Source organism: Azohydromonas australica DSM 1124 (assembly GCF_000430725.1).
Lineage (GTDB): Bacteria > Pseudomonadota > Gammaproteobacteria > Burkholderiales > Burkholderiaceae_C > Azohydromonas > Azohydromonas australica.
Window position 1 is genome coordinate 52,752 of sequence record NZ_KE387203.1, and the last position, 13,253, is coordinate 66,004.

Consider the following 13,253-nt stretch of genomic DNA (forward strand, 5'->3'; position numbering starts at 1 on the left):
TGCCGCTGGCCGGCTTCAGCGCCGAGCCGCCATCGGCTCGCCCAGCTTGATGAAGTGCAGCGGCTTCCAGGTGGGGTTCCATGTCAGCCCGCGCTGCGGGAACAGCATCACCACGGTGGAGCCGAGCAGGAAGCGGCCCATCTCCTGGCCCTGCTTGAGCTCGATGGGCGCGCCGTCGCGGTAGCTCCATTCCCGCACCTGGCCCGGACGCGGCGGGTTGACCACGCCATGCCACACGGTGGCCATGCTGCCCACGATGGTGGCGCCCACCAGCACCAGCACCCACGGGCCGTGCGCGCCCTCGAACACGCACACCACGCGCTCGTTGCGTGCGAACAGCCCCGGCACGCCGCGCGCGGTCACCGGATTCACGGAGAAGAGGTCGCCGGGCACGTGGACCATGCGCACCAGGCGCCCGTCGCAGGGCATGTGGATGCGGTGATAGTCCTTGGGGCTGAGGTACAGCGTGGCGAAGCTGCCGTTCTCGAAGGTCCTGGCCAGCGCCGCGTCGCCGCCCACCAGCGCCGTGGCGCTGTACTCGTGGCCCTTGGCCTGGAAGATCTGGCCCTGGTTGACGTCGCCGAACTGGCTCACCGCGCCGTCCACGGGGCAGATCAGGTCCGCCACCGACAGCGGCCTCGCGCCGGGCTTCAGGGGCCGGGTGAAGAACTCGTTGAAGCTGCGGTAGCTGGTGATGTCGGGGTTGACCGCCTCGGACATGTCCACGCCGTAGCGCTTGACGAACCAGCGAATGATCCGCGTCGTCGCCGCCCCGCCCTCCCATGAGGCGACCCGCCCTCCGAACACGGTCATCGCGCGCTTGGGCAGCAGGTACTGGATGAGGACGGAGAGGCGGTCGATCAAGGCAATGGTCCCTTGGCAGGCAAACCGGAAAGTGTAGCGAGGGGTTTCGGTTGGCCCAGGAGCAGCCTTCGGGCCTGCCTCAGCTCGACAGCTGCCCCCACGCCTTGTCCAGCCGCTTGACGCTCACCGGCTGCGGCGTACGCAGCTCCTGCGCGAAGAAGCTCACGCGCAGCTCCTCCAGCAGCCAGCGGTATTCGTCCAGCCGCGCGTCGTGCTGGCCCTTGAGATCGGCCACGCGGCGCAGGTAGCGCTGCTCCAGCGGGCGCAGCTCCGCCAGCCGCTGCGCGTCGCGCGCGGGATCGGCGCGCCACTTGTCCAGCCGCAGCACCACGGCCTTCAGGTAGCGCGGCAGGTGCTGCAGCGCCGTCCAGGGCGTGCGCGCGATGAAGCGCTTGTCGACCAGCCGCTGCAGCTGCGCCTGGACGTCGTCCGCCGCCTCCTTGGGCAGGTTGCGCGCGTCCTTGAGCTTGCGCAGGGCGGCGGCGTATTCCGTCAGCACCAGGCCGGCCTGGCGCGCCACTTCCTGCGCAATCAGGTTCAAGCGGCTGCGCCCTTCGTCGATGCGGCGCCTGAAGCCCGCCTCGTCGGTGGGCAGCGGCTCGCCCAGGAAGGCGCGGTCCAGCGCCACGTCGATGATCTGCGCGCGCAGCTCCTCCTGGGTGCCCAGCGGCATGAACTGGACCGCCATCTTCTGCAGGTCCGGAATGTTCTTCTCCAGGTATTTCAAGGGCTCGCGGATCTGCAGCGCCACCAGCCGGCGCAAGCCCGCCCGGTGCTTCGCCGCCGCGACCTCGGGCTCGTCGAACACCTCGATCTCGACGTGCGCGCCCTTGTCGATCAGCGCCGGGAAGCCCACCAGCGTCTGGCCGCCCTTGCGCAGCTCCATCAGCTCGGGCAGCTCGCCGAAGGTCCAGGCGGTGTAGGCCGCGGGCGTGGCCGGCGCGGCCTCGGCCGCCGGGGCCTTGGCGGCCTGGCGCTCGACGCGCACCGCCTGGCCCGGGCTTGCCGCCGGCGCGGGCGCCGGTGCGCCGGCGTCCGGCTCCGGCGCCTTCTGCACCTTCAGCGCCGCCAGCTTCTGGAAGGCCGAGCGCGCCTGGCCGCCCAGCTCCGCCTTGAGCGTGGGCAGGTGCCGACCCATGCCGAGCTGGCGCCCGTGCTCGTCCACGACCTTGAAGTTCATGAACAGGTGCGGGCTGAGCATGTCCAGCTTGAAGTCCGCGCGCTGCACGGCCAGCTGGGTGCGCTCGCGCACGAATTTCAAGAGCGCCTCGGTCAGGCCGCCCTGCGCGAACGGCGTGAGCTCCACGAACTCCGCCGAGGTCTCGGGCAGCGGCACCAGCCGCGAGCGCGGGCGCTGCGGCAGGCTCTTGAGCAACGCCTGCACCTTGGCCGGCAGCATGCCGGGCACCAGCCACTCGCAGCGGTCCTCGCTGACCTGGTTCAGCGCGTAGATGGGCACCGTCACCGTCACGCCGTCGCGCTGGTCGCCGGGCTCGTGCAGGTAGGCCGCGGCGCAGTCGATGCCGCCCAGGCGGATCACCTTCGGGAAGGCCTCGCTGGTGACGCCGGCGGCCTCGTGCCGCATCAGCTCTTCCTTGCTGATCTGCAACAGCTTCGGGTCGGCCCGGCCCGCGTGCCGGAACCAGCGCTCGAAGGTGGTGCCGCTGTGCACGTCGGCGGGCAGGTGCCGGTCGTAGAAGGCGTAGATCAGCTCCTCGTCCACCAGCACGTCCTGGCGCCGGGACTTGTGCTCCAGCTCCTGCACCTGACGCACCATCTTCTGGTTGTGGGCCAGGAACGGGAGCTTGGTCTCCCACTCCCCCGCCACCAGCGCCTGGCGAATGAAGATCTCGCGCGCGCCCAGCGGGTCGAGCTTGGCGTAGTTCACGCGCCGATTGTTGTAGATGACGATGCCGTAGAGCGTGGCGCGCTCCAGCGCCACCACCTCGGCGGCCTTCTTCTCCCAGTGCGGGTCCAGCAGCTGCGTCTTGAGCAGGTGCCCGGCGATGCCCGGAATCCACTGCGGCTCGATGGCGGCGATGCCGCGGCCGAACAGCCGCGTGGTCTCGACCAGCTCCGCCGTGACGATCCAGCGCCCGGGCTTCTTGCTCAGGTGCGCGCCCGGGTGGCGCCAGAACTTGATGCCGCGCGCGCCCAGGTACCAGTCATCCTCGTCGCTCTTGAGGCCGATGTTGCCCAACAGCCCGGCCAGCATGGACAGGTGCACCTGCTCGTAGGTCGCCGGGCCGTCGTTGAGCCGCCAGCCGTGCTCGGCCACCACCGTGTGCAGCTGCGAGTGGATGTCGCGCCACTCGCGCACGCGGCGCGGGCTGATGAAGTTCTCCCGCAGCAGCGCCTCGTGCTTGCGCGCGGAGAGCCGGTGCGCCGTCCCGTCGCCGCCGCGCGAGGTCTCCAGCCACTTCCACAGCTTCAGGTAGCCGCTGAACTCGGACTTCTCGTCGTCGAAGGGCTTGTGGCGCTGGTCCGCGGTCTGCTGCTGCTCCAGGGGCCGGTCGCGCACGTCCTGCACGCTCAGGGCGCTGGCGATCACCAGCACTTCGGTCAGGGCATGGCGCTGGCGCGCCTCGATGATCATCCGGCCGATGCGCGGGTCCAGCGGCAGCTTGGACAGCTCGTGGCCCACGGGCGTGAGCTCGTTGCGATCGTCCACCGCGTTGAGCTCAGCCAGCAGCGCGTAGCCGTCGGCGATGGCCTTGCGCGGCGGCGGCTCCAGGAACGGGAAATCCTCCACCGTGCCCAGGTGCAGGCTCTTCATGCGCAGGATCACGCCGGCCAGCGAGCTGCGCAGGATCTCCGGGTCGGTGAAGCGCGGGCGGCCGGCGAAGTCGGCCTCGTCGTAGAGGCGGATGCACACGCCGTTGGACACGCGCCCGCAGCGGCCGGCGCGCTGGTTGGCCGCCGCCTGGCTCACCGCCTCGATCTGCAACTGCTCGACCTTGTTGCGGTAGCTGTAGCGCTTGACCCGCGCCAGGCCCGAGTCCACCACGTAGCGGATGCCGGGCACGGTCAGCGAGGTTTCGGCCACGTTGGTCGCCAGCACGATGCGCGGGCGCGCGCCGGTCTCGAACACGCGGTCCTGCTCCTGCTGCGACAGCCGGGCGAACAGCGGCAGGATCTCGACGCCGGGCGGGTGGTGCTTGCGCAGGTGCTCCGAGGCCTCGCGGATCTCGCGCTCGCCGGGCAGGAACACCAGCACGTCGCCCGGGCCCTGGCGCCAGAGCTCGTCCACCGCGTCGGCGATGGCGTCGTTGAGGTCGAAGTCCTTGCCGTCCTCGAAGGGGCGCCAGCGCTGCTCCACCGGGTACAGGCGGCCGGAGACGTGGATCACCGGCGCCGGCCCCTTGGCCGACTCGAAGTGCTTCGCGAAGCGCTCGGCGTCGATGGTGGCCGAGGTGACGATGATCTTGAGATCGGGCCGCCGCGGCAGCAGCTGGCGCAGGTAGCCCAGCAGGAAGTCGATGTTGAGGCTGCGCTCGTGGGCCTCGTCGATGATCAGCGTGTCGTAGGCGCGCAGGTCCGGGTCGCCCTGGGTCTCCGCCAGCAGGATGCCGTCGGTCATCAGCTTGACCGAGGCGCCGGGCTGCAGCCGGTCCTGGAAGCGGACCTTGTAGCCCACCACGTCGCCCAGCGGCGAGTTCAGCTCCTGCGCGATGCGCTTGGCCACGCTGGAGGCGGCGATGCGCCGCGGCTGCGTGTGGCCGATGAGCCGCCCGCCGTTGCCCCGGCCGCGGCCCAGGGCCAGCGCGATCTTGGGCAACTGCGTCGTCTTGCCCGAGCCGGTCTCGCCGCTGACGATGATCACCTGGTGCTCGCGCATCGCGCGCGCGATCTCGTCGCGCCGGGCGCTGACGGGCAGGCTCTCCGGGAAGGTGATGGGCGGGATCGGCGTGGCCGGGCGCGGGGCGGCCGGGGCGCGGGCGCCGCCGGGCGCCGCTTCGCCGCGGCGGGGGCCGGTCTCGGGGCGGCGCTGGGCCTCGGGACGGCGCTGCGCCGCGGGCGCGGAAGGGGCGGCGGCAGCGCCGCGGGCCGGCGCGGGCGCCGGGGCGTCAGCGCGGGCGGGTGCCGGCGCGGCGGAGGAGCGGGTATCGGAATCGGGCATGGGGGGCATCGCGGGGCGGGATTATCCCCAGCCGCCTCGTCGTGGCCCGCGCGCGCGCCGGAAGTCCCTGGAAGCGCAAGCGCCCCTGTCAAGCGCCCGAAGCGGTGCGCGGTGGCATGAAGGGCACCCCGTGACGGGTGTCCGGATTCAGCGCCATGCAAGAATTCCGGATTGCACGCCGGCCCCGTCCGCCCCTACCCGCCCTCCCGCTGATGCCCACCGTGGACCTCGTTTTTCCGCACACCTTCGTTCCCTGGTTCCGGGCGGTCGCGCCCTACATCCACGCCTATCACGGCAAGACCTTCGTCATCGGCCTGGCCGGCGAGGCCATCGCCGCGGGCAAGCTCAACCAGTTCGTGCAGGACCTCTCCATCCTGCACGCCATGGGCATCAAGCTCGTGCTGGTGCACGGCTTCAGGCCGCAGGTCAACGAGCAGCTGGCTGCCAAGGGCCACGCCTCGCGCTTCAGCCACGGCATGCGCATCACCGACGAGGTGGCACTGGACTGCGCGCAGGAGGCTGCGGGGCAGCTGCGCTTCGAGATCGAGGCCGCGTTCTCGCAGGGCCTGCCCAACACGCCCATGGCCAACGCCACGGTGCGCGTGGTCTCGGGCAACTTCCTGACCGCGCGGCCCGTGGGCATCGTGGACGGCGTGGACTTCATGCACAGCGGCTTCGTTCGCAAGGTGGACGCCGCCGCCATCCGCCGCACCATCGACTCCGAGACGCTGGTGCTGCTCTCCCCCTTCGGCTTCTCGCCCACCGGCGAAGCCTTCAACCTGGCCATGGAAGAGGTGGCGACGGCCACCGCCATCGCGCTGCAGGCCGACAAGCTGCTGTTCCTCACCGAGATGCCCGGCATCCGCGAGGACCTCAACGACCCGGAGAGCGCCATCGACACCGAGCTGTCGGTGGCCGAGGCCGAGCGGCTGACGGCCTCGCTGCCGCGCCCGACGCTGCCCACCGACACCGCGTTCTACCTGCAGCACTGCGTGCGCGCGTGCCGCGGCGGCGTGGAGCGCTCGCACATCCTGCCCTTCTCGGTGGACGGCGCACTGCTGATGGAGGTCTTCACCCACGACGGCATCGGCACCATGGTGGTGGACGAGAAGCTGGAGAGCCTGCGCGAGGCCACCAGCGACGACGTGGGCGGCATTCTGCAGCTCATCGAGCCCTTCGAGCGCGACGGCACGCTGGTGCGGCGCGAGCGCACGGAAATCGAGCGCGACATCGCCAACTACACCGTCATCGAGCACGACGGCGTGATCTTCGGCTGCGCGGCGCTGTATCCGTACCCCGAGGCGCGCACGGCCGAGATGGCCGCGCTGACCATCTCGCCGCAGGTGCAGAGCCAGGGCGACGGCGAGCGCATCCTCAAGCGCGTGGAGCAGCGCGCCAGGGCGCTGGGGCTGGAGAGCATTTTCGTGCTCACCACGCGCACCAAGCACTGGTTCGTCAAGCGCGGCTTCCAGCAGGTGGACCCCGACTGGCTGCCCGAGGCGCGCAAGCGCAAGTACAACTGGGACCGGCGCTCGCTCGTGCTGGTCAAGAAACTCACCTGAAACCCATTCCCCAAGGAGAACCGACATGGCACGCATGGTTCAGTGCATCTACCTGAAGAAAGAAGCCGAGGGCCTCGACTTCGCGCCCTACCCCGGCGAGCTGGGCAAGCGCATCTACGACAACGTCAGCAAGGAAGCCTTCGAGCTCTGGAAGCGCCACCAGACCATGCTGGTCAACGAGAACCGCCTGAACCTGGCCGACGCGCGCGCCCGCCAGTACCTGGCGCGGCAGATGGAGCGCTTCTTTTTCGGCGAAGGCGCCGACCAGCCCACGGGCTTCGTGCCGCCCTCGGCCTGAGTTTTCCAGGGGCGGCCGCGCGGCCGCCTTCTCCCGCTCCAATAGTGCCGGCGCCGGGCTTATATCCCGGGCGTGCAGACGTACCGGGCTGCGCCAAGACCGCGCCGGCTTTTCTCGGTCATTCCCTTGCATCTCGCGCAACCCGGTTTGTCCCGGTTTTGCTTTCAATAACCTGGCAATTGCGCAGTAACCGCCGAACTGTTTGGAAGTGATATATTCCGGCCTCAGCATCATTCAAATGAGGAGCTTGAATTGAGCAGCCTGCAGGAACTCCTGAACCAGCGCGCCGAGCTGGAGCGCCAAATTGCCGAAACCCAGCGCCAGGAACGTGACGAAGCCATTGCCACGATCCGCCAGCTGATGAGCGACCATGGTTTGACGGCGCAGGACCTGACGGCCGGCCGTGGCGGCCTGCGCTCCGCCAATGATGGCGAAGGCAAGCGCGCCAAGGTAGCGGCCAAATACCGCAATGACGCCACCGGCGAAAGCTGGACCGGCCGTGGCCTGCAACCCAAGTGGCTCAAGGCCGCGCTCGCCGAAGGCAAGCAGCTGTCGGATTTCCTGATTACCCAGCCGGCCTGAGAACGCGACGCCGTTTAATTGCAGTTCTTCGCGCTGCAGTTCCACTGCGCCTGAAAAGCCGCCCGCGAGGCGGCTTTTTCACGCAAATGCAATAAATTTTTCACAAGCGTGCCGGATATGCGGGCAGCCCGCGCGGCGCGGGCGAGACCATCGCGGCGGCAGGCCGCGGGGCTTGGCTAGACTCGCCGGATGATCCCACCCGGCTTCGTTCAGGAATTGCTGTCGCGCGTGGACCTCGTGGAGCTCATCGGGCGCCAGGTCCAGCTCAGGAAGACGGGGGCCAACTACGTCGGTTTGTGTCCCTTCCACGGCGAGAAGAGCCCCAGCTTCACCGTCAGCCCGAGCAAGCAGTTCTATCACTGCTTCGGCTGCGGGGCGAACGGCGACGCCATCCGCTTTCTCACCGAGCAGCATGGGCTCGGCTTCGTCGAGGCCGTCAAGGACCTGGCGCAGCAGGTGGGCCTGACGGTGCCGGAGGACGAGACCGACCCGCGCCGCAAGGAGCTCGCCGCGCAGCAGCGCGAGCACCAGGCCACGCTGGCCGACGTGCTCGCGCGCGCCGCGGCGCACTACCGCAAGCAGCTCAAGGCCAGCCCGCGCGCCATCGACTACCTCAAGGGCCGCGGGCTCTCGGGCGAGGTCGCCGCGCGCTTCGCGCTGGGCTACGCGCCCGACGGCTGGCGCGGCCTGGCCAGCGTCTTCCCACGCTACGACGACCCGCTGCTGGTGGAGGCCGGGCTGGTGATCGTGCAGGGCGAGGAAGGCCCGGAGCAGAAGCGCTACGACCGCTTCCGCGACCGCGTCATGTTCCCCATCCGCAGCGTCAAGGGCGAGGTCATCGCCTTCGGCGCGCGCGTGCTCGACAAGGGCGAGCCCAAGTACCTGAACTCGCCGGAGACGCCGCTCTTCGTCAAGGGCCGCGAGCTCTACGGCCTGTTCGAGGCCCGCGGCGCGCTGCGCGACAGCGGCTACGCGCTGGTGACCGAGGGCTACATGGACGTGGTGGCGCTGGCACAGCTGGGGCTGCCGCACGCGGTGGCCACGCTGGGCACGGCCTGCACGCCGGAGCACGTGGCCAAGCTGCTGCGCTTCACGGAGCAGGTGGTGTTCGCCTTCGACGGCGACGCCGCCGGGCGCCGCGCCGCGGCGCGCGCGCTGGAGGCGGCGCTGCCGCACGCCACCGACACGCGCTCCTTTCGCTTCCTGTTCCTGCCGCCGGAGCACGACCCGGACTCCTTCGTGCGTGAGCACGGCCGCGAGGCCTTCGAGCAGGCCGTGGCGCAGGCGGTGCCGCTGTCGCAGCAGCTGCTGGAGCTGGCGGCGCAGGAGTGCGACCTCGGCAGCGTCGAAGGGCGCGCGCGCATGCTGGCGCAGGCCAAGCCGCTGTGGAGCGCGCTGCCCGAAGGCGCACTGCGGCTGCAGCTGCTGGCCGAGCTGGCGCGCCGTGGCGCGCTGCCGCTGGAGGAGCTGACGGCGCTGTGGCAGGCGCATCCGGCCGCCCGCCCCGCGCCGCGGCGCGAGGCCCCGGCTGCGGCGCCGCCGGGCGTGGACCTGCCCGCGCCGGGGTTCAACCGCCCGCGCGGGCCGGCGCGCCGCAGCGGCGGCCGGGTCGCGCCCCGGCAGCGCGAGGACCGGGTGCTGCAGCTGCTGCTGGCGCATGCCGACTGGTGGGACCAGCTCTCGCCGCAGGCGCACGACCTGCTGCACGCCCTGCCCGCGCCGCATGGCGCGCTGGTGGCCTGGCTGGAGCGCGAGCTGCACGAGCACGGGCCCCAGCCCTGGGCGGCGCTGCGCCTGGCGCTGGAGCAGGATCCGCTGATCGAGGAAGTGCGCAACGCGCTGCCGGGCGAGGAGCCCGGCGAGGAAACGCCGGCGGACCTTGAACGCCTGGTGGATGCGCTCCACCTGAAGGACGTGCAGGCCGAGCTCGAAGCGCTGGCGGAGAACCTGCCGGCCGATGCGGCCGAACGCGAGCAGCACATGGGCCGCATCCGCGAGCTCACGGCGCTGAGCCAGGAGCTGCGCAAGCGCGTGATGGCGGCGGGCTGAGGGGCGCGCGGGACGCTGCGTGAACCCTTGCGCAGTCCCGCGTTCGGGCAGCGGGCTGACACTTTTTCGGGCTTGACAAAGCCTTGACTTTTGACCTTCGCCCCCATATGGGGGATAATTGAGGGTTCGTTATCAGCGGCAAGAGTGACAGCAGCGTCATTGGATACCGGATCCGGCCACCCGCGACACGGGGTCATAGAACAGGCCATATCTCCGCCCAGGGCTGCGCTATTCCCGAAGTCCACGCGAGCTTGCCCGCCCGAGCCTTTCACAGACCGCGAAACCGGCCATGCGTCGGCGCATGCCCATTGGCGGTACGCGCACGCCATGTGCTCGCCCTGTGAAGGCCGGACGTTTGACGCTTTCACCATCCGAGGAATTGCATGACCGCCAAGAAGACCGCGCCTGTCCAAGACGACCTGGAAGAGGACAAGAAGCCTGCCGCCAAGGCCACCAAGCCTGCTGCCAAGAAGAAGGCGGCGGCCAAGGCTGCCGCGCCTGCTGCCGAGGACAAGGCCAAGCGCGGTCGCAAGCCCAAGGGCGCCGAGAAGGAAGAGGCCGAGGAAGATTTCAGCGACATCGAGGCCGAGCTCGAAGGTGAGGTCGAGGGCGAGGTTGCCGAGGCCGACACCGCCGTCGAAGCCGTTGCCGACGATCCCGTTGCCGCCGACAAGCCCAAGGCCAAGCCGCTGCGCATGAAGGTCAGCCGCGCCAAGGAGCGCGCGCTGATGCGCGAGTTCGGGCTGGACGAGACCGCGCTGACCGAAGAGGAAGTCGCCAAGCGCCGCCAGGAGCTCAAGACGCTCATCAAGATGGGCAAGACGCGCGGCTTCCTAACGCACCAGGAGATCAACGACCACCTGCCCGAGAAGCTGGTGGAGGCGGAGATCCTGGAAGCCATCGTCTCGATGCTCAACGACATGGGCATCGCCGTGTACGAGCAGGCGCCCGATGCCGCCACGCTGCTGATCGCCGGCGGTGCCACCACCACCGCCACCGAGGAGGAGGCCGAGGAGGCTGCCGAGGCGGCGCTGTCCACGGTGGACTCCGAGTTCGGCCGCACCACCGACCCGGTGCGCATGTACATGCGCGAGATGGGCACGGTGGAGCTGCTCACGCGCGAGGGCGAGATCGAGATCGCCAAGCGCATCGAGAAGGGCCTGCAGGACATGATGCTGGCCATCTCGGAGTCGCCCACGACGATCGCCGAGATCCTCACCATGGCCGACAAGATCGGCGCCGGCGAGATGACGATCTCCGAGGTGGTGGACGGCTTCGTGGCCGAGGACGAGGCTGACGACTACGTCGCCGAGGAAGACTTCGACGAGTTTGACGAAGAGGACGACGACGACGGCCAGGGCGGCTCCAAGGCACTGACCAAGAAGCTCGAAGAGCTCAAGCGCGCGGCGCTGGAGAAGTTCGGCAAGATCCGCGGCGACTTCGAGGCGCTGCGCAAGGTCTGCGAGAAGGAAGGCGCCAAGGGCTACAAGACGCCCGCCTACGTCAAGGCGCAGGCGGCCATCAGCGCCGAGCTGATGACGATCCGCTTCACCGTCAAGACCATCGAGAAGCTGTGCGACATGCTGCGCTCGCAGGTCGACGACGTGCGCCGCTACGAGCGCGAGCTGCGCCGCATCGTGGTGGACAAGTGCGGCATGCCGCAGGAGCACTTCATCAAGACCTTCCCGCCGCGCGCCCTGGACCTGAAGTGGGCCGAGGACGAGGTGGCCGCGGGCAAGGGCTACAGCGCCGTGCTGGGCCGCAACCTGCCCGCGGTGCAGGAGCTGCAGCAGAAGCTCGTGGACGTGCAGAACCGCGCCGTGGTGCCGCTGGAAGACCTCAAGGCGATCAACAAGAAGATGAACGAGGGCGAGAAGAGCTCTCGCGACGCCAAGAAGGAGATGATCGAGGCCAACCTGCGCCTGGTGATCTCCATCGCCAAGAAGTACACCAACCGCGGCCTGCAGTTCCTGGACCTGATCCAGGAAGGCAACATCGGCCTGATGAAGGCGGTGGACAAGTTCGAATACCGCCGCGGCTACAAGTTCTCGACCTACGCCACGTGGTGGATCCGCCAGGCCATCACGCGCTCGATCGCCGACCAGGCGCGCACCATCCGCATCCCGGTGCACATGATCGAGACCATCAACAAGATGAACCGCATCTCGCGCCAGCACCTGCAGGAGTTCGGCTTCGAGCCGGACGCGCCGACGCTGGCCGAGAAGATGGAGATCCCCGAGGACAAGATCCGCAAGATCATGAAGATCGCCAAGGAGCCGATCTCCATGGAGACGCCGATCGGCGACGACGACGACTCCCACCTGGGCGACTTCATCGAGGACACCAACAACACCGCGCCGATCGAGGCGGCCATGCAGGCCGGCCTGCGCGACGTGGTCAAGGACATCCTCGACAGCCTCACCCCGCGCGAAGCGAAGGTGCTGCGCATGCGCTTCGGCATCGAGATGCAGTCGGACCACACGCTGGAGGAAGTCGGCAAGCAGTTCGACGTCACCCGCGAGCGCATCCGCCAGATCGAGGCCAAGGCCATCCGCAAGCTCAAGCACCCGACGCGTTCGGACAAGCTGCGCACCTACCTCGACAACCTCTGATCGACCGGTGACGAGAAGAAGGCCACCCGAGGGTGGCTTTTTTTTGGCCCTTTTGTCAGGCCTGTGAAAGGCGCCCGAAGGCGGCCCCGTCTTCGGCAATCCGCGGCGGCTGTTGACGGCCCCGGCGCTTCCGGGGCTGTCGTTTTTGTGCACTGAGTCACGCAAGGGGGCAGCTAAACTGCCAGGGCCCATGCCTCGAATCCTTGAACGCACCGTCCTGTTTGCCGATCTGCGCGGTTCCACCGGGCTGTTCGAGCGCCTGGGCAATGCGGCCGCCAGCACGCTCGTCACGGGCGCCGTGGGCCTGATCGGCGAGTGCGTGGAGCGCGGCGGCGGGCACGTGGTCAAGACGCTGGGCGACGGCTTGATGGCGGTGTTCGAGGACGCCACCCGCGCCGTCGCCGCGGCCGACGCCATGCACCTGGCGCTGCAGCGCCCGCCGCGCGGCAGCGGCGCGGCCACCGCCGCGAGCGTGGCCGCCGGCGCGCTCAAGCTGCAGGTGGCGATGGCGCGCGGCGAGGTGGTGGAGATCGAGAGCGACTGCTTCGGCGACGCCGTCAACGTCGCGGCGCGGCTGCTGGACCACGCGGGCGACAACGAGACGCTGGTGACGGTGGACGTGCTCGCCGGGCTGCAGCCCTCGCAGCAGGTGCGCTTCCGCGCGCTGGACCGGCTGCAGCTGCGCGGCCGTGCCGAGCCGGTGCAGGTGCACCTGCTGCAGAGCCGCCAGGCGGTGACGGACGGCGCGGCCACGCAGTTCGGCGACGCCCTGCCCCTGCCCGGCGAGCCCGAGGCGCTGCGCCTGAAGTGGCGCGGCCAGGAGCGCATCTTCGCCACCGCCCAGCTGCCGCTGGTGCTGGGCCGCAGCCCGCAGGCCGGCTGCTGCATCGACGACTCCCGCGTCTCGCGCTCGCACGCGCGCATCGACTGGCACGGCGGCGCCTTCCAGTTCACCGACCTCAGCTTCAACGGCAGCTACGTGCGCTTCGCCCACGACCGCGCCGTGCTGAGCCTGCGCCGCGGCAGCTGCACGCTGCACGGCAGCGGCGAGATCGGCCTGGGCGTGCCGCCGGGCGGCGACGCCAGCGCCCCGGTGCTGCACTTCGAGGTGCTGCGCCTGGGCGAGGACATCCTCCACGCCGCCGGCGCCCGCTGAGCCCGCGCGC

The 13,253-nt window shown here is 69.8% G+C and carries 8 protein-coding genes; 6 read left to right on the forward strand and 2 right to left on the reverse strand.

Annotated elements, in window-relative coordinates:
* Positions 1-15 precede the first annotated feature (15 nt).
* Together asd and hrpA are read right to left on the reverse strand one after the other, a co-directional pair.
* The gene (gene asd / locus H537_RS0119360; protein WP_028999138.1) at positions 16-864 is read right to left on the reverse strand and encodes an archaetidylserine decarboxylase; all 849 of its coding nucleotides are present in this window, start codon (positions 862-864) and stop codon (positions 16-18) included.
* A gap of 79 nt (positions 865-943) precedes the next feature.
* Positions 944-4,993: an ATP-dependent RNA helicase HrpA gene (gene hrpA / locus H537_RS0119365; protein WP_169517054.1), complete on the reverse strand. Its 4,050-nt coding sequence runs from the start codon at positions 4,991-4,993 to the stop codon at positions 944-946.
* Positions 4,994-5,196: 203 nt separating this feature from the next.
* Between hrpA and argA the strand changes: the two genes are divergently transcribed.
* The 6 genes from argA (at position 5,197) to H537_RS0119395 (ending at position 13,243) form a co-directional block, all read left to right on the forward strand.
* Positions 5,197-6,546: an amino-acid N-acetyltransferase gene (argA, locus tag H537_RS0119370; protein WP_043459303.1), complete on the forward strand. Its 1,350-nt coding sequence runs from the start codon at positions 5,197-5,199 to the stop codon at positions 6,544-6,546.
* 25 nt (positions 6,547-6,571) lie between these two features.
* Complete coding sequence (locus H537_RS0119375) at positions 6,572-6,844, forward strand: oxidative damage protection protein (RefSeq protein ID WP_028999141.1); 273 nt, start codon at positions 6,572-6,574, stop codon at positions 6,842-6,844.
* A gap of 252 nt (positions 6,845-7,096) precedes the next feature.
* Positions 7,097-7,426: an H-NS histone family protein gene (locus tag H537_RS0119380; RefSeq protein WP_028999142.1), complete on the forward strand. Its 330-nt coding sequence runs from the start codon at positions 7,097-7,099 to the stop codon at positions 7,424-7,426.
* Positions 7,427-7,615: 189 nt separating this feature from the next.
* The gene (gene dnaG / locus H537_RS0119385; RefSeq protein ID WP_028999143.1) at positions 7,616-9,475 is read left to right on the forward strand and encodes a DNA primase; all 1,860 of its coding nucleotides are present in this window, start codon (positions 7,616-7,618) and stop codon (positions 9,473-9,475) included.
* A 383-nt stretch (positions 9,476-9,858) separates the two neighbouring features.
* Positions 9,859-12,087 (forward strand): RNA polymerase sigma factor RpoD, encoded by a 2,229-nt coding sequence (gene rpoD / locus H537_RS0119390; RefSeq protein ID WP_028999144.1) that lies wholly within the window; start codon positions 9,859-9,861, stop codon positions 12,085-12,087.
* 190 nt (positions 12,088-12,277) lie between these two features.
* Positions 12,278-13,243, forward strand: coding sequence for an adenylate/guanylate cyclase domain-containing protein (locus H537_RS0119395; RefSeq protein ID WP_028999145.1), 966 nt, complete (start codon positions 12,278-12,280; stop codon positions 13,241-13,243).
* Positions 13,244-13,253 lie beyond the last annotated feature (10 nt).